The 26040-nt window shown below is 36.6% G+C and carries 23 protein-coding genes and 1 other annotated feature; of the genes, 22 read left to right on the top strand and 1 reads right to left on the bottom strand.

Features of this window, described 5'->3' with window-relative positions; genetic code table 11:
* Together F823_RS0108005 and F823_RS0108000 are read left to right on the top strand one after the other, a co-directional pair.
* The coding region (locus tag F823_RS0108005) for a hypothetical protein (protein WP_019595474.1) at positions 1–267 on the top strand (267 nt) is incomplete at its 5' end.
* 437 nt (positions 268–704) lie between these two features.
* Entirely contained in the window at positions 705–1088 is a 384-nt protein-coding gene (locus tag F823_RS0108000) for a MarR family transcriptional regulator (protein ID WP_019595579.1), read from the top strand.
* Positions 1089–1164: 76 nt separating this feature from the next.
* On the opposite strand, the gene tyrS is transcribed toward F823_RS0108000, so the two are convergent.
* Positions 1165–2388, bottom strand: a complete 1224-nt coding sequence (gene tyrS, locus F823_RS0107995; RefSeq protein ID WP_002846285.1) for a tyrosine--tRNA ligase — start codon at positions 2386–2388, stop codon at positions 1165–1167.
* A gap of 398 nt (positions 2389–2786) precedes the next feature.
* Here tyrS and rplS point away from each other — a divergent pair, with 398 nt between their 5' ends.
* From rplS to F823_RS0107895, 20 genes are all read left to right on the top strand, one after another.
* On the top strand, positions 2787–3143 hold the full coding sequence (rplS, locus tag F823_RS0107990) for a 50S ribosomal protein L19 (RefSeq protein WP_002844108.1): 357 nt from the start codon (positions 2787–2789) through the stop codon (positions 3141–3143).
* A gap of 111 nt (positions 3144–3254) precedes the next feature.
* A complete protein-coding gene (gene ylqF, locus F823_RS0107985) occupies positions 3255–4142 on the top strand; it encodes a ribosome biogenesis GTPase YlqF (RefSeq protein ID WP_002844079.1) in 888 nt (295 codons plus the stop codon).
* A gap of 150 nt (positions 4143–4292) precedes the next feature.
* Positions 4293–5456: an alanine racemase gene (gene alr / locus F823_RS0107980; RefSeq protein ID WP_002846282.1), complete on the top strand. Its 1164-nt coding sequence runs from the start codon at positions 4293–4295 to the stop codon at positions 5454–5456.
* A gap of 150 nt (positions 5457–5606) precedes the next feature.
* Complete coding sequence (locus F823_RS0107975; protein WP_002846281.1) at positions 5607–6407, top strand: ribonuclease HII; 801 nt, start codon at positions 5607–5609, stop codon at positions 6405–6407.
* Between the two features lie 157 nt (positions 6408–6564).
* Complete coding sequence (locus tag F823_RS0107970; RefSeq protein ID WP_002846280.1) at positions 6565–7584, top strand: alpha-hydroxy-acid oxidizing protein; 1020 nt, start codon at positions 6565–6567, stop codon at positions 7582–7584.
* 24 nt (positions 7585–7608) lie between these two features.
* On the top strand, positions 7609–7980 hold the full coding sequence (locus F823_RS0107965; protein WP_002846279.1) for a VOC family protein: 372 nt from the start codon (positions 7609–7611) through the stop codon (positions 7978–7980).
* A 195-nt stretch (positions 7981–8175) separates the two neighbouring features.
* On the top strand, positions 8176–8526 hold the full coding sequence (locus F823_RS0107960; protein ID WP_002844080.1) for a YraN family protein: 351 nt from the start codon (positions 8176–8178) through the stop codon (positions 8524–8526).
* 155 nt (positions 8527–8681) lie between these two features.
* Positions 8682–10277: a YifB family Mg chelatase-like AAA ATPase gene (locus F823_RS0107955; RefSeq protein WP_002846278.1), complete on the top strand. Its 1596-nt coding sequence runs from the start codon at positions 8682–8684 to the stop codon at positions 10275–10277.
* 132 nt (positions 10278–10409) lie between these two features.
* The gene (gene dprA / locus F823_RS0107950) at positions 10410–11681 is read left to right on the top strand and encodes a DNA-processing protein DprA (RefSeq protein WP_002846277.1); all 1272 of its coding nucleotides are present in this window, start codon (positions 10410–10412) and stop codon (positions 11679–11681) included.
* A gap of 53 nt (positions 11682–11734) precedes the next feature.
* On the top strand, positions 11735–13789 hold the full coding sequence (topA, locus tag F823_RS0107945; RefSeq protein ID WP_019595578.1) for a type I DNA topoisomerase: 2055 nt from the start codon (positions 11735–11737) through the stop codon (positions 13787–13789).
* Positions 13790–14024: 235 nt separating this feature from the next.
* Positions 14025–14801 (top strand): GTP-sensing pleiotropic transcriptional regulator CodY, encoded by a 777-nt coding sequence (codY, locus tag F823_RS0107940; protein WP_002844056.1) that lies wholly within the window; start codon positions 14025–14027, stop codon positions 14799–14801.
* Positions 14802–14912: 111 nt separating this feature from the next.
* A complete protein-coding gene (locus F823_RS0107935) occupies positions 14913–16184 on the top strand; it encodes a replication-associated recombination protein A (protein WP_002846269.1) in 1272 nt (423 codons plus the stop codon).
* Between the two features lie 92 nt (positions 16185–16276).
* A complete protein-coding gene (locus tag F823_RS0107930) occupies positions 16277–16735 on the top strand; it encodes an RrF2 family transcriptional regulator (protein WP_002844070.1) in 459 nt (152 codons plus the stop codon).
* Positions 16736–16920: 185 nt separating this feature from the next.
* On the top strand, positions 16921–17985 hold the full coding sequence (gene mnmA, locus F823_RS0107925) for a tRNA 2-thiouridine(34) synthase MnmA (RefSeq protein WP_002846268.1): 1065 nt from the start codon (positions 16921–16923) through the stop codon (positions 17983–17985).
* 109 nt (positions 17986–18094) lie between these two features.
* Positions 18095–18302, top strand: a binding site (T-box leader).
* A gap of 122 nt (positions 18303–18424) precedes the next feature.
* The gene (gene alaS, locus F823_RS0107920) at positions 18425–21061 is read left to right on the top strand and encodes an alanine--tRNA ligase (protein WP_019595577.1); all 2637 of its coding nucleotides are present in this window, start codon (positions 18425–18427) and stop codon (positions 21059–21061) included.
* Positions 21062–21154: 93 nt separating this feature from the next.
* Complete coding sequence (locus tag F823_RS0107915; RefSeq protein ID WP_002844113.1) at positions 21155–21736, top strand: phosphatase PAP2 family protein; 582 nt, start codon at positions 21155–21157, stop codon at positions 21734–21736.
* A gap of 98 nt (positions 21737–21834) precedes the next feature.
* Positions 21835–22095, top strand: a complete 261-nt coding sequence (locus F823_RS0107910) for an IreB family regulatory phosphoprotein (RefSeq protein ID WP_002844039.1) — start codon at positions 21835–21837, stop codon at positions 22093–22095.
* Between the two features lie 6 nt (positions 22096–22101).
* Positions 22102–24393: a hypothetical protein gene (locus F823_RS0107905; protein WP_019595576.1), complete on the top strand. Its 2292-nt coding sequence runs from the start codon at positions 22102–22104 to the stop codon at positions 24391–24393.
* Positions 24387–24809 (top strand): Holliday junction resolvase RuvX, encoded by a 423-nt coding sequence (ruvX, locus tag F823_RS0107900; RefSeq protein ID WP_002846264.1) that lies wholly within the window; start codon positions 24387–24389, stop codon positions 24807–24809. Before F823_RS0107905 ends, ruvX begins: the two co-directional genes overlap by 7 nt.
* Before the next feature lie 275 nt (positions 24810–25084).
* Positions 25085–25540 (top strand): Fur family transcriptional regulator, encoded by a 456-nt coding sequence (locus F823_RS0107895; protein WP_002844106.1) that lies wholly within the window; start codon positions 25085–25087, stop codon positions 25538–25540.
* The last annotated feature ends 500 nt before the right edge of the window (positions 25541–26040 follow it).

Genomic DNA, 26040 nt, shown 5'->3' with positions numbered 1-26040 from the left:
ATAGGTAAAATGAAGAAAAATATGACAAAAATAGACGAACATCTTCGAAACCGTATGAGAATAGTCATCTGGAAACAGTGGAAAACCAGTGAGAAAAGGATGTGGGGGTTAAAGAAACTTGGCGTACCCGAATGGATGGCAAGACAATCCGTAGGATTTGCAGACCATTATCAGGCGGTAGCAAAAACAGCCGGACTTCGCAAGATAACAAAAGAAATCCTCGCAAAGCGAGGACTCATTAGTTGTTTAGATTATTACATGAATTGAACCGCCGTATGCCGAACGGCACGTACGGTGGTGTGAGAGGGAGGAGAAAGTCCTCCCTACTCGATTAGAAGGTGGTATTTGGTGATATTGTGGTTTCTATATTCCAAGTTAAAATAGGACTAAAAAGGCAGTGAACAGATCCTATATTCGGTTATCAAAAAGGTTATCAAAAAGGTTATCAAAAAGGTTATCAAAAAGGTTATCATTAAAATAGGTAGTGAACTAAATATTAAAAGAATAATATAGATAGTTGTTTTTTAAAGTTATATATGCTATAATACTTGGAATTAGAGAGAAACAGCTTTGTTAAATTATATGAAAATATATAGACAAGTTATGCTTATAGAGAACTAATTAAAAATTTTATCGTAACTTTATTAATTAAGTTGTCAATAAAGTTATCAATAAATCAGAAACTATCAGATATATTTTTACAATTGCACATAAGTGAACGTTCCGGTAGAGGTGTTCCAAAGGTTATTAGCGTATATGGTAAAGATGTATTTGATTTTAGAGAAAATTCTATTGTAGTAAATATACCTTTTAATTGGATAGATAAAACTGAAGTGAGTGAAAGTAAAATCAGGAAAACTGATGCTAGGAAAAATGGTAAATATATTGATAGCAAAGGGCTAAGTGATAAAAGAATAAGGATTTTATATGAAATGAGAAATAACCCTAACATAACTCAAAAACAACTCTCAGCTATACTTGGTGTTACAAGGACTGCTGTACAGAAACACATAAAATATCTTAGAGACAACGATTATTTAGAAAGAGTAGGTTCTAACAAAAATGGATACTGGCTAGTAAAAGATTAGCTTGAATATGAATTTTAAAAAGGAGATCAAAACTTGTTATTGTAAGTTTCTGATCTCCTTATTTTTTACATATAATCTATTTAATTATAGCCTTGTGGAACTTTTTCTTACCCTTTTTGATAGTTACGCCATCTCTAAGGTCTGCTTCTGTGATAGCCATCTTGCAATCATCAGCTACAGAGTCGTTTACGCTGACACCGCCCTGCTGTACAAGTCTTCTAACTTCACTCTTAGTAGGAGCAAGTCCTATCTCGATCATCAACTCATCTAGGGCAATCGAACCATCAACTAGCTTTGATGAATCCAATTCAGTTGTTGGCATATTTGCTGAGTCAACACCACCTCTAAATAGTGCTCTTGATGCTTCCTGTGCCTTGTCTGCTTCTTCTTTAGAGTGAACTAGGCTAGTCATTTCGTATGCTAGTAGTTCTTTTGCTTCATTTAGCTTGGCACCTTCCCAAGACTCCATAGGCTTGATTTCTTCAAGTGAAAGGAATGTAAGCTTCTTGATAAAGTTGACAACATCTGCATCATCAACATTTCTCCAGTACTGGTAGAAGTCAAATGGGCTAGTCTTGTTAGGGTCAAGCCATACAGCTCCACCTGCAGTTTTACCCATTTTAGTACCATCTGCCTTAGTAAGTAGTGGTATAGTCATTGCAAATGCATTTGCACCAGTCTTTCTTCTGATTAGGTCTGTACCGCCAAGTAGGTTAGACCACTGATCGTCTCCACCTAGCTGCATATTACAGCCAAGTTCTTTATATAAGTGATAAAAATCGTATGATTGCATTACCATATAGTTGAATTCTAGGAAAGAAAGTCCTTTTTCCATCCTATTCTTATAGCATTCAGCTCTTAGCATATTGTTTACTGAGAAGTGTGGTCCAACTTCCCTTAGCATATCGATGTAGTTTAGCTGCAATAGCCAATCTGCATTGTTTACCATGATACCCTTACCTTCGCCAAATTCAATGAACTTTGACATCTGAACTTTGAAGCAGTCGCAGTTGTGTTGAATTGTTTCAGGTGTCATCATCTGTCTCATGTCTGTACGGCCTGATGGGTCGCCTATATAACCTGTACCACCACCAACTAGTACTACTGGAGTGTTACCGGCCATCTGTAATCTTCTCATTAAACAAAGAGCCATAAAGTGACCAACGTGAAGTGAATCAGCAGTAGGGTCAAAGCCTAGATAGAACTTGGCCTTACCTGTATTGACTAATTCTCTGATCTCTTCTTCGTCTGTAACCTGGGCTACCAAGCCACGGGCTAATAGTTCTTCGTAAATTCCCATGATCTACACCTCTTTCTAAAAAATTAATTTCAACATATTTAAGATATATAATGACATTTGTTTAATCTCATTATGTAGGTCTAAATAAATTGATAGATACTATAATTATACACTAATATTTATAAATGTAAAGAGGGAAATTGATTGACTTATTTAAAAAATGTTGATATTTCAACAGTGGTAAAGATGATTGGAAAATGTTATACTAGTAGTAATATAAATGTTATACTAGTAGTAATGTAAGTATGGTTTTAAGTTAAGATAATACGTTTTAATGTAGTTTATAAAAATAGTTGACATATTCGACTTATAAGGGTATAATTAAGTAGTTAAAGTACGGGCGTACCTCTTTTACTAAGGCAAGGTATTTATGTACGTCTATGAATCAGGAGGAAGAAATGAACGAATTAATCAAGGCTATAGAAGCCGAACAGCTTAAGAGCGACATCCCTAATTTTGGTGCCGGGGATACAGTAAGAGTACACGTTAGAATTATCGAAGGTAAGAGAGAAAGAATCCAGGTATTCGAAGGTGTAGTAATTAAGAGACAGGGTGGAGGAGCTAGAGAAACTTTCACAGTTAGAAAAATATCTTTCGGTGTTGGTGTTGAAAGAACTTTCCCAGTTAACTCTCCAAAGATTGAAAAGATCGAAGTTACTAGATTCGGTAAGGTAAGAAGAGCTAAGATAACTTACCTAAGAGGTAGAACAGGTAAGGCTGCTAAGATTAAGGAAGCTAGAGGTAAAAGAGCTTAGTCTTAGGATTCTTAGAATAATGTAAAGTAGGATGTCTTTTTAGGCATCCTTTTTATGTTTATTGGTAAGTCTAAATAAATTAGACTAGTATGTTGCGAAAGGAGTGACATTATGAGCTATAATGAAGAGTATTTAAAAAGTGACAATATGAATATAAATTGGTATCCAGGCCATATGAAAAAGACTAGGGAGCTGGTACAGAACAATCTCAAGCTTGTAGATATAGTTGTTGAGTTGTTGGATGCAAGAATCCCTCTTTCTAGCAAGAACCCTGATATAGATAGACTAGTGGGTGACAAGCCTAGGATTATACTTCTTAACAAGGCTGATATGTGCAAAAAAGAAGACCTAGACAAGTGGATTTCTTATTTTTCATCTGAGGGTGTTAAGGCTATTACAATTAATGCCATGACTGGTAAGGGTGTAGATAAGTTGGTCAGTGAATGTAGGGAAGTGACAGCTGATATGATGGAAAAACTTGCTGAAAAGGGAAGAAACCAGAGACCAATAAGGTTGATGATAGTTGGTGTACCTAATGTAGGCAAGTCATCTCTGATCAACAAGCTTTCTGGTAGAAAGTCTACTCAGACAGGGGATAGACCGGGCGTTACCAAGGGCAAACAGTGGGTCAAGGTAAGGGGCAATATGGAATTGCTAGATACTCCGGGTATCCTATGGCCTAAATTTGACGATCAGAGGGTAGCCTTAAACCTAGCATTTACAAGGGCTATAAAAGATGAAATACTAGATATTGAAACTCTTGGTCTTAGGTTGATAGAACGTCTAATGGAGATTGCTCCAAATGACTTGATAAAAAGGTACAAGCTAGACTCAATATGTGACCTGCCTATAGACACTATGGAAGCCATAGGTAGAAAAAGAGGATTTATCATATCAAAAAATGAGCTTGACTATACAAGGATAGCTACAACTGTATTGAATGAGTTTAGAGAAGGTAAGATAGGTAGGATATGCCTAGAGTCTCCTAGGGATATCTAGCATAAATAAGCCTATACCAAAGATATATCAACTGCCATTTTATTTAATAAAGTGGCAGTTTTTTTAAAAAATTCTGAAAAATAGTTGACTTTTGACCCTTAGAATCCTATAATCTACTTAAAATCATATAGGATTTATGGGGGTAATATTATGATAAATATTGATAAAAAGGTCGCTTGGGTTGAGGTTAACCTAGATAATCTTGAGTTCAACTACAATGAACTTAGAAAGAGGGTACCGGATTCTGCAAAGATGTGTATGGTGATAAAGGCGGATGGATACGGTCATGGAGCTGTAGAACTTGCCAAGTTCTATGAATCTATTGGGGCTGATTTTTTTGCTGTTTCTAGAGCCAAAGAAGCCAAGGAATTGAGAGATGCTGGAGTTAAATCTCCTATACTAAATCTAGGGGTAACCTTGGAAGATGAATATGAGTATATGGTAGAAAGAGACCTTTCGATGACTATATTTGACTATAATGTTGCATCTAAGATTAACGAAATAGCCAAGAGTATGGGCAAGGTAGCTAGACTTCATATCAAGCTTGATACTGGTATGTCTAGGATAGGATATGTGGTTGAAGGAAGGCTTGACTATGTAGTTGGCGAAATAAAAAAGATAAGTCAATTGGAAAATATAAGGTTGGAGGGTATGTTTACCCATTTTGCAAATGCAGATGAAGCCAACCCAGAATTTAAAAATATTCAGTTGGCAAGGTTTAAGTCTGTAGTAGATAGCCTTGAAGAAGAAGGCATTAAGATAGAGCTAATTCACTGCTCAAACAGTGCAGCAATCCTGAATGATGATGAGGATTTCAATATGGTTAGACCGGGTGTCATCCAGTACGGGGTCTATCCATCTGATGAAGTTGAGAAAAATGTAGCCATCAAGCCAGTTATGTCCTTTAAGTGTAGGGTTGCAAATATCAAAGAGCTAGGAGAAGGTGTGTCTGTTGGTTATGGCAGAAATTATTTTACTAGTAAAACTGAGAGAATAGCCACTATAACTATAGGTTATGCGGATGGGTTCTTGAGAGGAAGAAAGGGAGCTTATGTATATATAAATGGACAAAAATGTCCTGTTACTGGCAATATATGTATGGACCAGACAATGGTCAGATTGCCTGATGGTCTAGATGTTAAGATAGGTGATGAAGTCCTATTGTTTGGTGAAGAGTATGTTACAGTTGAGGACGTGGCTAGAGAATGTTCAACTATAGTCCATGAGGTATGGTGTAATATAAATAGGAGGGTTGATAGGATTTATAAGAGAAACGGAGAGTTTGTAAAGCTTGTAGATTACCTTGATAAATAAGTAATAATTTTTGATTTGCATAAGTATTAAATTCCCTGTTATAATAAATATATCAGGGGATTTTTTCTGAAATAATAAAGAAATTTTATTGAAAAATCAAGATATAATCATTATCGGGGATTTAATAGCTAATCATCAAAGGAGATAAAAATGGAATTTTATGATATAGATAAAATATCATCTATGAAGTCAAAGGATATAAGGCATTTGTTTGACACTTTAGATGAAAGAGACTACAATGACTTTATAAAGATGTTTTCCAAAGACACTAGAAAGTCAACTAAGACCTTGTGCGTCAGACTTGAAAAAAAGATTGAAAAACTAAGGCAGGAAGACCAAAGACTAGACTTGATCAGCCAATATGAAAACGATGCATACTTAGCTGGTTATCAATTGGTTGCAGGTATAGACGAGGTTGGTAGGGGTCCTCTAGCAGGTCCTGTAGTAGCAGCTGTTGTAATATTAAAAAAGGGTACCAAAATAAGGGGCATCAACGACTCCAAGAAGATACCTGAGAAGAAGAGGGAAGAATTGTATGACCTTATACTTGACCAGGCCCTTGATTATGGTATAGGCATGGCTAGTCCTAGTGAGATTGACGAGCATAACATACTAAATGCTACCTATATAGCTATGAGAAGGGCTATTGACAAGCTTAAATATAGACCTGATTGTCTGCTCAATGATGCTGTTAGGATACCAGGAGTGGATATACATCAGGTTCCTATTATAAAGGGTGACTCAAAGTCTATCTCAATAGGGGCAGCCAGCATTGTAGCTAAGGTGACAAGGGATAGGATGATGTATGACTATGACAAGGAGTATCCGGGCTACAATTTCTCTTCCAACAAGGGCTATGGTACTAATGAACACTATGACGGTATCAGGGCCAAGGGAAAATGTCCTATACATAGGGAGAGCTTCCTTAAAAACTTTAGGGATACTATTTAATAAATAGAGTCATTTATAAAAGGTACTATACTATTTAATAAATATAGTCACTTATAAAAGGTACTCTACTAGTAAATAAACTTTAGGGAGTAATGTATTTTCGTTAATAAAATGTAAAATTTATTATATATATTAATCATGAAATGGGGTATATGAAATGGATTATCAAGATATGCTAAAAGAAGCTAGAAGGAAATTTAATGGAACATGTCGTGTCTGTCGTGTATGCGATGGGGTTGCGTGTAGAGGTGAAGTACCAGGCATGGGTGGCAAGGGTACAGGAAGTACCTTTATAGAGAATGTCAAGGCCATAGACAAGATCAAGCTGAACATGAGGGTCATTCATGATGTAGACAAGGTAGATACTAGCCTAGAATTATTTGGTAGAAAGCTATCTCTACCTGTAATGGCAGCTCCTATCACTGGAACAAGCTTAAATATGGGTGGACTAGTAACAGAAAAAGAGTATATCGTACCAGTAGTCGAGGGTTGTAAAAACAAGGGAACTCTTGCTATGGTAGGTGATACAGCTATAGACCAGTTCTTGTTGGATAACCTCGAGGTACTTGACAACAATGGCGGCGAGGGAATAGTATTCATAAAGCCATGGGAAAATGATAATGTTATAAAGAAGATAAGAGAGGCAGAAAAAGTTGGTGCGGTTGCTGTAGGTGTGGATATAGATGCCTGTGGACTTGTTACACTTAGCCTACATGGTAAACCAGTAAAGGCCAAGACTGTCGATGAAATAAAGGAACTTGTTCAGTCAACTGAGCTTCCATTTATACTTAAGGGTATTATGACACCAGATGAAGCAGAAAAGGCTGTTGAAGCAGGCGTATATGGTATCGTCGTATCTAACCATGGTGGTAGGGTACAAGACTATACACCGGGAACTGCAGATGTCTTAGAAGATATAGCCAAGGTTGTAAATAAGAAGATAAAGGTATTTGTAGATGGTGGTATTAGAACAGGTGTAGATGTACTCAAGATGATAGCCCTAGGAGCAGATGCCTGTCTAATAGGAAGACCTTTTGTTACTGCATCGTTTGGCGGTGAAGTAGAAGGGGTAGAAATGTATATAGACAGACTAAAATCTGAATTAGAAGGATCAATGATACTGACTGGGTGTAAAAACTTAGAGTCAATAGATTCTAGAGTTATATACGGTAGATAGTATCATTACACTAGGAGGTAATATATGAGATTTGAACACTTTAACTTCAATGTTCTAGACCTTGAAAAGAGTTTGGACTTTTATGACAAGGCCCTAGGACTTAAGCCAGTTAGGGAAAAAGTAGCCAGCGATGGTAGTTTTAAATTGGTCTATTTAGGAGATGGAGAAACTGATTTTCAGCTTGAGCTTACTTGGCTAAGAGATAGGACAGAACCATACAATTTGGGCGAATGTGAGTTCCACCTTGCCCTTAATACAGATAACTATGAAGAGACATTTAAGAAGCACCAGGATATGGGTGTAGTAGTATTTGTCAATGAGTCTATGGGTATATATTTTATAACAGATCCAGACGGATATTGGATAGAGATATTGCCAAGAGACAGACATAAGTAGTAAATATTAGTTAAGTTTAGACTAGAGAAGCATGATTTTCTCTAGTCTTTTTTTATGCAAATTCAGCTTTAGTATTGGTCTTAAATGATTTAAGGACAGATTTTAAAATACAGGTTAACTTTTAATTTTTTATGCCTATAAAGACAATAGGAAGTATAAAATAGGCATTGATGTTTAGGAGTTGATTATTTACTTATGAATAATTATGAAATAGGTAGGCTTGGAGAGGATGCTGTTGCCTACTATCTAGAAAAAAATGGATATGAAGTTTTGGATAGGAACTATAGGACAGCTAGGGGAGAGATAGATATTATATTCTCTGATGGGGACTACCTTGTATTTGGTGAGGTCAAGACAAGAAATAGTCTATACTTTGGTAGACCCTGCCAGGCAGTAGATATAAATAAAAAGATAAGGATTGTAAATACAGCCAAAAACTTTATGGTAAAGAATAATTTTTACGATATGAATATAAGATTTGACGTATTTGAAGTCTACTATAAGTCTAGAAAAATACTGCATATAAAAAACGCTTATGATACTTAGTTATGAATAAAAATATATGATATTTAGTTATGAATATAAATACAAGTAGCTTATAGCAAAAATTAAAGGTACTTGTATGACACCATGTAGATCAAATAATAAATATATGATAAAAGTTTATAAATATATTAAAGCTATTATTTTGGAGGCATAAAATGATTAATAAGGTAAAGGCAGGTATGATACTGGGTATTGAGGGAAGAATCATAGATGTTGAGATAGATATAGGTAAGGGAATGCCATGTTTTTCTATAGTTGGTTTAGCTGGTACTGAGGTCAAGGAGTCTAAAGAGAGGGTTAGGTCTGCTATCACAAATTCTGGATATGATTTTCCCTTAAAAAGAATTGTTGTAAATTTATCTCCTGCAGACTTGAAAAAGGATGGGGCATATTTAGACCTGGCCATTCTGATGGGGATTATGAGGGGCAAGTTAAAAGTGTCGGACAGTTTTCTTGAGGAAAGTCTGTTCTTGGGAGAGTTGTCTCTTGATGCCAATATCAAGCCAATGAGGGGGATAATTGCCATAGCCCTATCTATGCTAGGAAGTAAGATAAAAAGGATTTTTGTTCCAGCTGATAACTACATGGAGTGTTCTGCTATAGATGGTATAGATATTGTTCCTATTTCGTCTGTAAAGGAGGCAATCGGGATTATTAATATGAAGGAAAAAGACAGAAAATCTCATATTGATAAGCTTGTAAGTAAGATAGTGACTGAGTCTGAGGATTTTAATCAGTCGGATAGGTCCTTTAGATATACATCTGATGGTAAGAAACTCTTTGATGAAGATTTTTATGATATAAGGGGAAACAAGTTGGCTAAGAGGTGTGCTCTTATTAGTCTAGCTGGCAACCATAATATGCTTATGGTAGGTCCACCCGGTACCGGTAAGACAATGCTGGCAAAGGCCATGAAAAATATGCTACCCAAAATGTCCGACAATGAAAGTCTCGAAGTGAGCAAGATATATAGTGCAGCGGGTAAGTTGGACACTAAGAGAGGACTTATATCTACTAGACCCTTTAGGCAACCCCACCATACAACTACCAAAATTGCCATGATAGGGGGTGGGGCTAATTCATCCCTAGGTGAGATCAGCCTATCTCATAAGGGTATATTGTTTTTGGACGAGATGGCTGAGTTTCCCAAACCTATAATAGAGTGCCTAAGACAACCTATTGAGGATGGGTTTATAAATATATCAAGGCTAAACAGGTCAATCAGGTATCCTGCTGAGTTTTTGTTATTGGCTACCATGAATCCCTGCCCTTGTGGTTACCTATCCAGTTCCAGACCTTGTAGCTGCAGACAGTATGAAATTGATAGATATAGGTCAAAAATATCTGGACCTATACTAGACAGAATAGACCTTTATTGTGAGATAGTTGAGGCTGATTACAGTGACATATCTGGAAATTCAAGTGATAATAAGACATCGTCTGACTATATAGATGACATAAACAGAGCTAGGGATATACAGGCTGATAGGTTCAAGGACTTGAATATCAACACAAACTCGCAGATGAAGCCAGAGGATATCAGGGTTTATTGTCAGATGGACAAGTCAGCAGAGAATATACTGCAGTTGGTATATAACAAATACAAGCTCAGCAATAGGTCTTATATGAAATTAATTAAGATTGCCAGGACCATAGCTGACTTGGACGAGAGCCATACTATAAAAGAAGATCATATACTAGAGGCGTTTTCATATAGAAAGGCCTACTACAAGTACTTCTGTGATTATTGATATGTAAAGTCTAAGAGTATAGGTGCATATTGTTCGCATAAAATAATAAAGACATTGTTCGTATAAAATAAGGAAGATATTGTTCGTATAAAATAAGGAAGATATTGTTCGTATAAGATACTGGAGGTTGTTATGGATAGAAATTTTTACCTATGGTCCAAGCTAGCCCTAGGTATAGGATGTGTAGAGATGAAGAAATTGAGGGACTATTTGATGGAAAGTGGTCAAATTAATTTGGATGATAAAGGAGATATATCCTTGTTGAATAAAAATACCAGTCAAAACCTAAAGATAATAGATAGTATAATAAAGTCTCCATATATAGAAAAAAAGACAAGGACAAAGTACCAGTCAAGGCCTTATTCTAAAGACTACATGAGGGAAGCTATAGGGCAAATGAATAGGAGAAATATTGGTTTTGTAACTATAGATGATGACCTGTATCCAGCAGACCTGAGGCAAGTCTATGATCCACCCTATATACTTTTCTACCTAGGCGATATTGAGATTCTAAGGGATGCAGATCTGATGGCTGTTGTAGGCTCTAGAAAGGCAAGTGACTATGGCAAGGCTGCAACCAAAAAGATTGTGAGTGGTCTTGCCTCAAAAGGGATAATAATTGTAAGTGGAATGGCTACTGGAGTTGATTCCTACGCCCATATATACTGTATGGAGATGGGGACACCTACTGTTGCGGTCTTGGGTACTCCAATTGATCAAGTATATCCCAAAAAGAACCGTAAGCTTAGGGATGAAATCCTAGAAAAGGGTGGTCTCATACTATCAGAGTACAATTATGATTCTGTTACTAGGCCATCCAATTTTGCATATAGGAACCGTATAATCAGCGGTATGTCCAAAGGGGTATTGGTGTGTGAGGCTCAAAAAAAGAGCGGTACAATGATTACAGTTGAGACAGCCCTACAGGAGGGAAGGAATGTATATTCTGTGCCCGGTAGTATATTTTCTAGTCTGAGTCAGGGTTGTAACAAGTTGATCATAGATGGAGCAAAACCTATATGTGATTCAGAAGATATACTTGTTGATTTTCCTGGCCTATCTGATAGTATAGCAGGTGGCAAATTAAATAAAAAAGTGGACCCCAATATGCAGAAAATTGAAGAAAATGAAAAAAATATTGGTAAAAAATATAAAAATACTAGTAAAACTTGTTGTGTTTGTGATAATATAGTGACTGATGGTGTAAAGATAGATTTAAATTCAAACAAAGAAGGCCCTATAATAGATCTTTTAAGGCTTAATGGGGCTATGGATTTGGATCATATTCAGGACATGACAGGTTATGATGTAGCAACTATTATATCTATACTCAATAAGTTGTATCTTATTGGTCAAGTCGTTGAACTGGGTAATAATGTATATGCATTAACTGATAACAATTGAGTTATTGTGCAATCTTTTCACCTAACATATATTAAAAGATGGAGGTGTGCCTAGTGCCAAAGGCTTTAGTAATAGTTGAGTCTCCTGCAAAGGCCAAGACAATAGAAAAGTTTTTAGGAAAAAGCCACTATACAGTAAAGGCATCAGTAGGGCATGTTCGTGACCTGCCTAAGAGTAGACTAGGAGTGGACATTGAAAACAACTTTGAACCTGAATACATAAATATCAGGGGCAAGGGTGATGTTATAAAAGACCTAAAGAAGGAAGCAAAAAAGGCTTCAAAAGTATATCTTGCAACTGACCCCGATAGAGAAGGTGAGGCTATATCATGGCATCTATCTTATATTTTGGGGATAGACAATGATAGTGCGTGTAGGATAGAGTTCAACGAAATAACAAAAGATACTATAAAAAAATCAATAAAAATGCCGAGAAAAATCAACCATGATCTTGTTGATGCACAGCAGGCGAGAAGAGTTCTTGATAGACTCTTGGGATATCAGATAAGTCCTATACTATGGCAAAAGGTAAGACGTGGTCTTTCTGCTGGTAGAGTTCAGTCAGTAACAACAAAGCTCATATGCGATAGGGAAAAGGAGATAGAGGCCTTTGTACCAGAAGAATATTGGACTCTAGTCCTAGTATGCAACATAGATGGAACTATGGTTGAATTTAGTTTTTATGGAAATGAAAATGAAAAGCTAGACCTTAATGACAAGGAAACAGTAGACAATATCATAAGTGCCATAGAGTCACAAATGATAAAAATAATAAACATAGATACAAAGGTTAGAAAGAGAAGTGCAGTAAAGCCATTCACTACATCTCAGCTTCAGCAGGAAGCAGTTAATAGGCTTGGATTTACAACAAAGAAGGCAATGAAGATAGCCCAAGAACTATACGAAGGTGTAAATGTAGCTGGCGAAGGTGCAGTTGGTCTTATATCATACATAAGAACTGACTCACAGAGGTTGTCTGATGAGGCAAAAAATGCTGCAAAGTTGTTTATACTAGATGAATATGGGGAAAAATACTACTTAGGTGGCAAGGGAAAAACAAATTCAAAGAAAAATTCTCAGGATGCCCATGAAGCCATCAGACCTACACTTACTACGAGAACACCAGATTCTATAAAAGAGTCTCTTTCAAAAGACCAATATAAATTGTATGACCTAATTTGGAGAAGGTTTATAGCCAGTCAGATGGAAGATGCTGTATATGAATCCCTATCAATTGAAGCTGATATAGCTGGTTATAGGTTTAGGGCGACTGGATCAAAGCAGATTTTTGATGGGTATACAAGAGTATACAACTTCACTGATAGGGAGGATAAGATACTTCCTCAGTTGAATGTAGGAGACCTATTAAAGATAGAAGATATAGATCCAAACCAGCACTTTACAAAGCCACCAGCAAGATTTACCGAAGCATCTCTTGTTAGGACACTTGAAGACCTAGGCATAGGAAGACCATCTACATATGCTCCAACTATAGGTACAATCCTAAACAGGGGATATGTCGAGAAGGAAGGTCAATCAATTAAGCCTACAGAGTTGGGTGTAATTGTAACAGATATATTGGAAGATAATTTTAAGATGCTTACTGATGTAGAGTTTACAGCCAAGATGGAGGATAGACTAGATGAGATAGCAGATGGTGGAGTGGTTTGGAAGGATGTAGTTGCCGAATCATATGCCCCACTTAGGGAATCAATCAAGGAAGCAATAGAAAATATAGAAAAAATTAATATGGATATAGAGACAGACGAGATATGCGAGAACTGCGGTGCCAACATGGTTATAAAGCATGGTAGGTTTGGTAAATTTATGGCGTGCAAGAACTATCCTGAATGTAAGACTACAAGACCGATACTTGAAAAAATCGGCGTAAAATGTCCTAAATGTGGTGATGGCGATATCATTGTTCGAAAGACAAAAAATGGTAGAGTCTTCTATGGATGCTCCAATTATCCAGACTGCGATTTTGTAGAGTGGAAGAAGCCTACAGGTGAAATATGTAAGGTATGTGGTTCACATATGATTGAGAAGGTCACAAAAAAGGAAACGACATCTGTCTGCTCTAATAAGGAATGTACGACAAACAAGTAATATATAGGGACCATAGCTGGACCTTAGTTTCCTAATACAGACAGTTCGCAATTATGTATTTTGTACAAAATTACGAAAATTTAAAAGATTGTAAAAAAATCTTGAAAATTGACTTGAATTGTGTTAATATTTCATTGAATGGATTTATAATGATAGGTATATCTTTATAGATAATTGGGATTCTAAATATTTAGGTACTGTAGAATAATATAAATATATTAGGAGGAAAAGGAGTATGGCAAGTAGTTTATTAGAAAACACAAGAAGAATAAATAAGACGCTTCAGTCAACTGCTGGAACATCTGTGTCTTTTGATCAGTTGTCAAGTGCGTTAGGAAATGTCTTGAACTCAAATGTATATGTTGTAAGAAATAGAGGAAAGGTGTTGGGTTATTATCTGATAACACCTGAAGATAGTTCTGTACAGGTAGATGAGGAAAATACGAATATGTTCCCTAAGGAATATGCTGAAAATGTGTTGATGGTCTACGAAACAAAGGAAAATATGTCTAAAGAGGAAATTCTTAAGATATTCCCATTTGAACATGATAGACTTAACAAATACACTACATTAGTTCCAATTATGGGAAGTGGTGAGAGACTAGGAACATTGGTACTGTCTAGGTATGACGAACCTTTTACTGATGATGATCTAGTTATGGCAGAGTATTCAGCTACTGTAATAGGTATGGAGATACTAAGAGCTATCAGTGAAGAGATGGAAGAAAACATGAGAAAGAAGGCTGTAGTACAGATGGCTATAGGAACACTTTCTTATTCTGAACTTGAAGCAATTGAGCATATATTTGAAGAATTAAATGGAAATGAGGGACTTCTTGTTGCAAGTAAGATAGCTGACAAGGTTGGTATAACTCGTTCTGTAATTGTAAATGCCCTTAGAAAATTTGAAAGTGCTGGTGTAATAGAGTCAAGATCACTTGGTATGAAGGGTACACATATAAGAATACTTAATGACAAGCTTTTGGAAGAATTAAAGAACCACAGAGGTTAGTAACCGGTGGTCATAGTTATTGATAAATATTAGATTGTTTAAGGGTCGGTATGCTGGCAACCACTAAAGGTATGCTAGGCTGACCCTTTTTATATTGAAAGGAGGATTGTGATGCCGTTAGCTGATAAATATAGGCCTAAAAAGATTGAAGATATAGTAGGCCAGTCCCATATTGTAGGCAAGGGAAAGTTATTCAATAATATGTTAGAAAAAAATTACTATCCCAACATGATTTTTTTTGGTGGTCCAGGAATAGGAAAGACTACAGTAGCGGAGATACTAGCTAGTAGTGCAGACAAGTCTTTTTACAAGATTAATGCATCAAATTCGTCGCTCGAGGATATAAAAAAAGTCATTGGCCAGATTGGGAAGCTAGATAATTCAAATGGAATACTCCTGTATATAGACGAGATCCAAAGTTTTAACAAGAAACAACAACAGTCGATACTAGAGTTTATTGAAAAGGGAGATATAACCCTTATAGCTAGTACAACTGAAAATCCCTACCACTATGTCTACAAGGCCATATTAAGCCGTAGTGTGGTGATAGAGTTCAAGCCTATTAGTCGGGGTGATATAGTTGTAGGACTTAGGAGAATTGTAAATACCTACAATGGAAATAATATATCTCATCTCAAATGTGATGATGATTGTTTAAAGGTCATAGCCTCTGCATCAGGTGGAGATATGAGGTCTGCTATAAACGTACTTGAACTAGCCATCAATAATGCAATTCTTGATAGTGATTCAAATATTGTAATCGACCCTAGTGTCTTAGATTCCTTGAATTTAGCGACTGCTTATAATTTTGATATGGATGGAGATGTTCACTACAACCTACTTTCAGCCTTTCAAAAGTCTATAAGGGGTTCGGACCCTGATGCAGCTGTATACTACCTAGCAAGGTTGGTAAAGGGAGGAGACCTAATATCTATATGCAGAAGGCTACTTGTAATCGCCTCTGAGGATGTGGGACTAGCATATCCCAATGCTATAGCAATTACCAAGGCCTGTGTCGATTCTGCTATGCAACTAGGCTTTCCTGAGGCCAGGATACCTCTTGCCCAAGCTGTTATACTGCTGGCAACGTCTCCAAAGTCCAACTCAGCCTACCTTGCAATTAATTCGGCCCTTTCTGATATAGATGATAAGGTAAGTGACGATATACCTGACCACCTAAAGGACTCTCACTATTCAGGGGCCAAAAAGTTGGGTCATGGTAGAGACTACTTATATCCCCATAATTATCCCAACCACTATATAGACCAAGATTACCTACCTGACAACCTATTGGGCAGGTGCTACTACGATCCACAGGACAATAAGTTTGAAAAAGGCATTAGGTCATATATGGATATATTAAGAGATAGTCTTAAAAAATAAAGCATTGACAAGACCAATTTATTATAATAATATGGTCTTAGGATCAATTCATACTAGAATACTAGGAATTGATTCGAGGAGAGGTGATATTTATGAAATTGTCAACAAAAGGTAAATATGGACTAAAGGCTATGTTTGAGCTGGCTCTTTCAAAGACAGGTGAACCAGTATCCCTAAAGCATATAGCCAAGCAACAAAATATATCTGACCAGTATTTGGAACAGATATTTTCAAGTCTAAAAAAAGCCAAATTGGTAAAAAGCGTAAGAGGTGCCCAGGGTGGTTATATGCTATCCAAGGATCCTAAAGAAATCACTGTAGCAGATATTCTAAAGGTTTTAGAGGGCGATATGGCATTTACTGATTGCTTGCTAGACAAGGATGCCTGTGAAAACTTCAATTCATGTGCTACAAAGTATGTATGGGCGAAAATAAAAGACAGTATAGAACAAGTAACAATGGCTATATCTCTTCAAGATATGGTGGATGATTATGAGTCGAACTTTAACTATAGGGATGACGACATCACTGGTATAATGAACAAGATATAGTGATAAAATTAGAGCCCAGTGCTCTTTTTTTATGACGAAAATGGATAATAAATTTATCGTTGGGTAATTAATTGACGAGAGGGAAAATTGATCAGAGAATATTGTTAAAAATATTATAATTGATCAAGGGTATTAAATGGCTATGACATGATTGAAAATAGTCAGTATAGGTAATTTTAAAAGACATGGAGGATATTTTGACTAAGAAGAAAGTATTGTTGGGTATGAGTGGTGGAGTAGACAGTTCAGTTGCTGCCTACCTACTTAAGAAAGAAGGATATGATGTTGTAGGTGTCAACATGAAGCTATGGGATAGACCAGATGAAAAGGACGTGGAAGATGCTATATCTGTCTGTGAAAAATTGGATATTCCTTTCCATGTAATAGACCTACAAAAAGAGTTCAAGGGTAAGGTAATTGAGAATTTTATTAAGGAATATGAGGCTGGACACACCCCAAACCCATGTGTATTCTGTAATAAAAATATAAAATTTGGTGACCTATTCAAAAAGGCAGAGGAGCTAGGATGCGATTATATTGCTACTGGCCACTATGCACTGATTGAGTATAACGAAGAAAAGGGCATATATGAACTTAAAAAGGCATCCAATTCAAACAAGGACCAGACCTATGTAATGTACAACCTATCTCAGGAGAAGTTATCAAAGATTCTCTTCCCAATAGGCAAGTACAACAAGGACCAGATAAGAGAGATGGCAAAAGAGATAGGCCTAAAGGTCTATAACAAGCCTGATAGCCAGGATATCTGTTTTATACCTGATAATAACTATGAAAGATTTTTGAAGGAAAAGACTAATATACGGGTCAATGAAGGAATATTTGTTGACAAGGACGGCAATAAGCTGGGTGACCACAAGGGTATAATATCATATACTATAGGTCAGAGAAAGGGATTGGGTATGACCTTTGGCAAGCCTACATATGTTATTGATATAAATGCCAAGGACAACACTATAGTCTTAGGAGATAACGAAGACTTATTCAAGACTGAGCTAGTAGCCAAGGATGCCAACTTCATACCGTTTGATATAGAGACACTGGATGGGACTAGGAAGTTTGATGCCAAGATCAGGTATTCATCAAGCCTATCGAAGGCAAGTGTCACATACCTAGGCGACAATAGGATAAGAGTTGTATTTGATCAGGCTCAAAGGGCTATAACAAGAGGTCAGAGCGTTGTATTCTATGATGGAGACTGCCTAGTTGGTGGTGGAATTATAGAATGGTAGTAGAAATTATCACGAGTGATAATTTCTACGCTCCACATGTTAACTTATATCAATAAGATTGTAAAAAGGCTTGATTAATGGTAGAAAATGAGTTAATATATTTATATATTAAATGACGATGAAGAGAAGTAGTAGATTATTCTGATTCTAATAGAGAGGGGCAGATGGTGGAAGTGTCCTAGATAGGTTTTTCGAAGCAGTCTTTGAGTCTTTTGGTGGAAACTAAGTATACCAAAACGTATTGCTGCGTTAAAGCATTGAGATGTCCGTCTAAGGATGAATCAGGGTGGTACCGCGAATATTTGCTCGCCCCTGCATATGCAGGAGCGGGCTTTTTTATTATTGCTCTATAGTTGACTCTTGTTAATAGGCTTTTATGTATTTATCTTTGTTAACTGGTTTGCTAGAGAGTATCTTAATTGATATGGAGGAATTATATATGGAAAAAATGGGTTTAAATGAGATAAGGAAAAACTTTACTGAGTTTTTTAGAAGCAAGGGACATTATATTGCCAAGTCACATTCGCTAGTTCCTAGCAACGACAAGTCGCTTCTACTAATTAACTCAGGTATGGCGCCTTTAAAGAATTATTTTTCAGGTGTAGAAACACCACCAAAGGAGAGGATGTCTACAGTTCAAAAGTGTATCAGAACAGGTGATATAGAAAATGTTGGTGTAACAGCTAGACACGCTACTTTCTTTGAGATGATGGGTAACTTCTCATTTGGTGACTACTTCAAGAAGGATGCTATAACTTGGGCATGGGAGTTTATAACTCAGTGGCTAAAGTTACCTGAAGAAAAACTATGGGTGACTGTATACGAAAGTGATGACGAAGCATACGACCTATGGAAGAATATGATAGGCTTCCCTGAGGAGAGAATAGTTAGACTAGGTAAGGATGACAACTTCTGGGAGATAGGTCTTGGACCTTGTGGACCATGTTCAGAAATATACTTTGACAAGGGTGAAAAGTATGGCTGTGGTTGTGAAGATTGTAAGCCAGGTTGTGACTGTGACAGGTTCCTTGAATTCTGGAACCTAGTATTTACTCAGTTTGATAGACAGGAAGATGGTAGCTATGGAGATCTTGAAAACAAGAACATAGATACAGGTATGGGTCTTGAGAGAATGGCTTGTGTAATGCAGGATGTAGATACTATATTTGAGGTTGATACAATTCAGGAAGTCCTACAGAATGTATGTAAGATAGCAGGTAAGACTTATGGAAATGATCCTAAAAACGACAAGTCTATAAGGATAATAACAGACCATATCAGGTCAGTATCATTCATGGTAGCTGATGGTATACTTCCATCAAACGAAGGTAGGGGTTATGTACTTAGAAGACTTCTTAGAAGGGCTGCAAGACATGGTAAGCTACTAGGTATAGAGGGTGGATTCCTAAATGACCTTGTAGATGTTGTAATCAAGACTAGTGGTGAGGCTTATCCTGAACTAGTTGAAAAGGAAGCCTACATCAAGAAGGTAATAGGTATAGAAGAAGAAAAGTTTGCTGAAGCCTTACACCAGGGTCTTGAAATACTAAAGTCTTATACAGAAGAGACTAAGGATGCAGGCAAGACTCAGATATCTGGTGAGATGGCATTTAAGCTATATGATACATACGGATTCCCACTAGACCTTACAATGGAAATCCTTGAAGATGAGGGCATGACAGTTGATGAAGAAGGTTTTGAAGCTGAAATGCAGGCTCAGAAGGACAGGGCTAGAGCTGCCAGAGGTAATAGAGAGGGAGATGCTTGGAAGGAAGACCCTCTTACAAGATTAGAGGATGCATCTTCTGAATTTGATGGATACAAGAACTTGAAGATGGATTCAAAAGTAAAGGCTATAGTTGCTGACAATGAACTTGTTGACTCAATCGAAGAGGGATGTGAGGCTGAATTAATACTTGATACAACTACTTTCTATCCAAACGGTGGTGGTCAGGTAGGTGACAAGGGTACTATAGAGTCTGATATAGGTGTATTTGAAGTTGTAGATACTATCAAGGGTGCCAACTCATCAATCAAGCATATAGGTAGACTTGTAAGTGGATCACTAAAGCTAGGCGATTTGGTAGCTACAAGTGTAAATAAGGAGCTAAGAATGGATGCTGCTAGAAACCACTCTGCAACTCACTTATTACACAAGGCCCTAAAGACTGTACTTGGTGAGCATGTAAACCAGGCTGGTTCATTGGTTGCTCCAGACAGGTTGAGATTTGACTTTACTCATTTTGAGTCTATAACTAAGGACCAATTACTAGAAATAGAAGAGATGGTAAATGACTTTGTACTTGAATCAATGCCTATAACAGCAGAGGTGATGAATATAAATGCTGCTAAGGAAATGGGTGCTACAGCCCTATTTGGTGAAAAATACGGAGAAAATGTAAGGGTTGTTACAATGGGAGACTGCTCTATAGAATTATGTGGTGGTACTCACCTTGACAACACAGCCCAGGTAGGTCTATTTAAGATAGTATCTGAATCAGGTGTAGCTGCTGGTGTTAGAAGAATTGAGGCTATCACAGGACGTAGTGTATACCAGTCAATAAAGGATACAGATAGGTTAGTTGCAAGTGTTGTAGACGTCCTAAAGACTAGGGAAGACAACCTATTTGAAAGAGCTAAGACAATAGTAGAAGAAAACAAGGCTCTTGAAAAAGAGTTACAGGCGATAAAGGCTAAGATGTCTATGGAAAATGCTGACTCTGTACTTGATTCTAAGATAGAGATCAAGGGTGTAAACCTTATAACTAACAGGTATGAAGGAATGGATATGGATACCCTAAGACAGGCTGCAGACCAGCTAAGAGACAAGCTAGAGTCTGGTGTAGTTGTCCTTGCCAACGTAACAGATGGTAAGATAAATATAGTTGCTACAGCTAGCAAGGAAGCAATAGACAAGGGTGCCCATGCTGGTAATATAGTAAGAGAGGTAGCCAAGATAGCAGGAGGAAAGGGTGGAGGTAGACCTAACATGGCCCAGGCCGGTGCTAGTGATATTTCTAAGCTTGATGAAGCCCTTGCTGCTGCTAAGGAAATAGTTGAAGGACAGATTAAATAGGATAGTTAAATATTTAGGATATTGTTTTATAGAGTTTAGCCCCTGGAATCCAGGGGCTAAATTAAGATATAAGGTTTGAAAGAGAGGTAGTAGATGGGAGTAGAAATATCTATCCTTAATTTTATACAAAATTACAGGTCGCCAATTGCTGATACCTTAATGGTTCTTATGACTAGACTTGGAGATATGGGTCTTATATGGCTTGTTATTAGTCTTGTTTTACTTGCTATACCTAAGACTAGAAAATTGGGGATTTATCTTGTACTAGCATTGATTATAAATTTTATCATAGCAAATTTGATCCTAAAACCACTTGTAGCTAGGGTGAGGCCCTTTGACGTTAATAAACTGATAAAATTATTGATTTCAAGTCCAAGGGATTATTCTTTTCCATCTGGTCACACATCGGCAAGTTTTACAATAGTCTTTGCCCTGTTTTTTTCAAAAACTAAAAGACTTGAGGGATCAAATGACAAGTTCTTGATGGGAGATGCTAGACTTTCTAAAATTATTGATATACTATTTGTTATTTGCCTTGTATTTGCAAGTCTAATAGCCTTTTCTAGACTATATTTATACGTTCACTATCCAACCGACGTATTGGGTGGAATTGGTGTAGGTTTATTGTCTTCATATTTTGCCTATAAACTTGCTAAAATTTATTATTTAAGGTAAAATCATTGTAAGTGGCATACAATTACAGTGGGTGAGTGATTTTAATAGCCATAATTACAAGAACAATTAAAAATAATAATTCATTAGGAGGGATTTTTATGGATAAAAATTTAGGATACACAATGAAATTTGAGGGCTTGTCCGATGAAAAAATGGATGTTGCAGAAACTATCAATTATGTTTATGATTCTTTGATAGAAAAGGGCTACAATCCTGTAAATCAGATAATAGGATACCTGCTATCTGGAGATTCTAGCTATATCACTAGCTACAATAATGCAAGGGCTGCTATTAAGTCTTTTGAAAGAGATGAGATACTAGAAGAAATTATTAAAAAATATTTGAATGTTGAGGAGTAATAAGGAATGATTAAGAAGATTTCATCACTTATGCTCACCCTGATTCTATTGGTGACTTTTGCGACACCTGCACTTGCCAGTCAGGTCAAATCCGATAAGATGGAACTTGCTACTGAGATGCCTATAGAAAAGGGAGAGGTTGATCCAAGCGCTGACAACAATACAGCCAAAAACAAGGGCAAGGTTATAGTGATAGATATGAATAGGGTCAACATGGACAATATGTCTAGGTTTAAGAGTATAAGTGGCCTAATTGACAAGTCTGCCTTTATAGGTCAGATGAATATTAGGGGAGACAAGGGATATGATGATAGGAGAAACTATGCTAGTATTGGCTCTACAGGTAGGGTAAATATACTGCCTGAGACAAGGATCAGTTTTGAAAAATCTACAGAAGACCAGAAAAAGATCTACCAAGCTGCTACTGGAACAAAGGCCCTAAACATCAACCTAGATAATATCAATTTTATTGATTTTTACAATCAAAATAAGGGAGAGTACAAGTCTAGTATAGGATACTTGGGTCAGACCCTATCTTCAAATGGCAAAAAGATAGGTGTCTTAGGTAATAGTGACTACTATGACTCTACGGGTCAGTTTGTCAAGAATAGGGATTTTTGCCTTGCTGTTATGGACAGTAGGGGTAGGATACATGATGGTGTCCTTGATGGGATAAACAAGAAAAAAACCAACTTCCCTTATGGAATAGGAACTGACTACAAGAAATTAAGAGAAGAAACAAAGAGGCTTTATGAGTCATCTGACCTACTTTTTGTTGAGCTAGGGGATACATTTAGACTTGATGAATACAAGGAAAACTTAAATAAGAATACCTATGCTAAGATGAAAAGAATGGTATACTCAGAGGCCAACAAGTACATAGCAAGTACTCTAAAGATGGCTGGTGACAATGATACTATATATATAATAGGGTCATTCCCAAGTAGGCTAGACTACAAGAACAACAGGAGACTGGCACCAGTTATCAGGATAGACAAGTCTGAAAAAGGTTCAGGTCTTTTGGAGACATCGACAACTAGGCGTAAGGGAGTAATAGCCAATATAGACCTTGGTGTTGATATACTAAATAGGTTTGGACTAAAGAACAAATTTATGAATGGTAGGGTAATCAAGTCAGTCCCTATGGAAAATTCTTTTGAATACCTACAAAAAGACTACAAGAAGATTATAGCCATATCTTCAATAAGAATGTCTATAATAAACATCTACGTAACTATAATAGTGGCATCTTGGATTATATGTGCCCTAGCCCTATGGAAGAAGGAAAAGATACCTCAGAAGCATAGGGGTAAGGTCTTAAATGTTCTAAAGGAATTTGTCAAGCTTGGTCTAATAATGCCACTTGCATTTTTGACAGCACCTATATTGCAGGCCAGGACAGAACCTGGAGTTGCTCTTTCCATAATAGCTGCAACCATAGTATATTATTTGGCTGGTAGGGTCTTGTTCAAGAATGACGATATGAAGCAGATATGCCTATTCGCAAGTGCCATGATAGCTATTATTGTGGTTGATTCAGCCCTTTATACACCGCTTATGGAGAGTAATATCATGAGTTATGATCCTATGATAGGGGCTAGATATTACGGTATAGGTAACGAATATGAAGGTGTCACAATAGGTAGTGCAATTATTGGCTTTGCTATACTTTTGGAGCACAAGTCTATCAAAAGATGGATGGTTGTACCATTTTTACTGCTAGTCCTATTTACATCAGCATATCCAGCTATGGGGGCCAATGTCGGTGGAGCTATATCAGAGTGTGTAGCCTATATAGTATTTATTCTGTTGATATACGATATCAAGATAGACTTTAAAAAGGCCCTTATGATATTATTGGCTACTGGAGGTCTTGTTGTAGCCTTTGCTATAGCAGATATCGCCCTTGGTCTTGGGTCCCACCTAGGCAATTTCGTCAACCAGATACTTGCCAACGGACCTATGGAAATAGTAAATGTATTTGCTAGAAAGATAGAGATGAATGTAAAACTTGCTCAGACTACAGTTTGGGTCAATATTTTACTAGCTGGTCTTGCTATACTTGCCCTTATAATATTCAGGCCAAATAAGAACTTTGCGGCTATGAAGGCAAAGTATCCTCTTATTTATAAGGGCTACCTATCTATAATGGTTGGATGTATAGTTACACTTTTTGTGAATGACTCAGGAATAATATCATCAGCTACTGATTCGATATACTTACTGATACCAATTATTATAATAATGATAAATGAAAAGATGAGTATAGAAAATGTAAATAAGGAGAAAATATGCTAACTGGAAGAATAATGGGTCTTGATATAGGTGATAATACTATTGGAGTTGCTGTAAGTGACCTGATGGGTATGACAGCTCAGGGTATTACAACTATAAAGAGAGAGAGCAAGAAAAAGGATATAGAGGCTATAAAAGATATCATAAAGGAACAGAATGTAAACCTAATAGTGTCTGGCCTACCTAAGAATATGAATGGAACTGTAGGCCCACAAGCTGAAAAGGTAATGAAGTTTTGTGAACTAATCAAAGAAGAGACTAAACTTGAGGTAGAATTTTGGGATGAAAGACTTACAACTGTATCTGCTGAAAAAATGTTGATCAGTGGAGATGTAAGTAGAAAAAACAGAAAAAAAGTTATAGATAAGCTGGCTGCAGTACTTATACTCCAGAATTATCTAGATTTTAAAAAGTTCTAAATATATATAGTAAAAACATGAAAGAAATATTTAATATTTTCAGTTGTTTATGAGAATAATTTTTTGGTATAACAAGTATATACCTACTTGAAATATATTTTCAAACAAAATTAATACATTCATATATTTAACTATAATAAGAAAAAATTAATAATTATTATAAGACCCCTTGGAATCATTGCCAAGGGGTTTTAAAAAATGTATTGACATATATCTGTATTTACTATAATATATTAATTAATAACATTATCAATTGAAAGTTAGGAGGTAAATAAATGGAAAACACAATGGAGATACTCAAAGAAAAACTTAAAGCAACTGGCTTTAAAATAACACCACAAAGAAGAGCTATAATTGAAGTTTTAATACAGAATGAAAAATCACACCTTAGCAGTGAAGAAATATATGATAAGGTAAGGGTAAATTGCCCAGAAATAGGTCTAGCAACAGTTTATAGAACTATGCAGTTACTAGATGAAATAAATGGTATATCAAAGTTGAACTTGGATGATGGTTGTATTAGATATGAAATAAATATTGAAGGTGAAGATGCTCACCACCACCACCACCTAATCTGTAATGATTGTGGTGCTATTATAGAGGTTAGAGAAGACTTACTAGATGCTATAGAATCTCAGGTAGAAGAAAAGTATGGATTTGTAGTTCAAAACCATGACCTAAAGTTCTATGGAAAATGTCAGGTTTGTAAGAACAAGCCAGAAGCAGAGTAAACTTAGTGTATTTTAATATTTTCTTTAATATTATTATAGAAAATTTAAGCGAATTCACAGAAAAAAATAGAAAATGAAAAAACACAAAAACAAATAATAAAAAGCCTCAAAACAGCAGGCTTTTTTGATAAATACCCCTTTACTGGAAAATCAGTCAAAGGGGTATTTTGGGTATGACGGGCATGCCGTCAGTCTGTGGTGAAAGTCCACGTAGGGCGTAGTTGCCGACGAACCTCATAGCAACTTGCAAGGTTATCACCGTGAGGTGATGGCGAGAAGAAGCAATAGCAAAATCGTAGCCTGACGTACAGAAACCTAATATAAAGGCTTACATAAAGGATGAGTGGGCCCAAAGTCACGAAGTCCAAAAGGCAAACGTAACTTATGTAAGTAAATTAGGCAGGTAGACGAGGAAAGACTGACGACTTATCCCGTGAGGTCTCACAGAGGGAAAACCTAGTAACAACGAACTGTGAGAAGTCAGCAGAAGCCATAGTAGT

Source organism: Peptostreptococcus anaerobius VPI 4330 = DSM 2949, assembly GCF_000381525.1.
Taxonomy (GTDB): domain Bacteria; phylum Bacillota; class Clostridia; order Peptostreptococcales; family Peptostreptococcaceae; genus Peptostreptococcus; species Peptostreptococcus anaerobius.
This window is presented reverse-complemented; position numbering and strand designations above follow the sequence as displayed.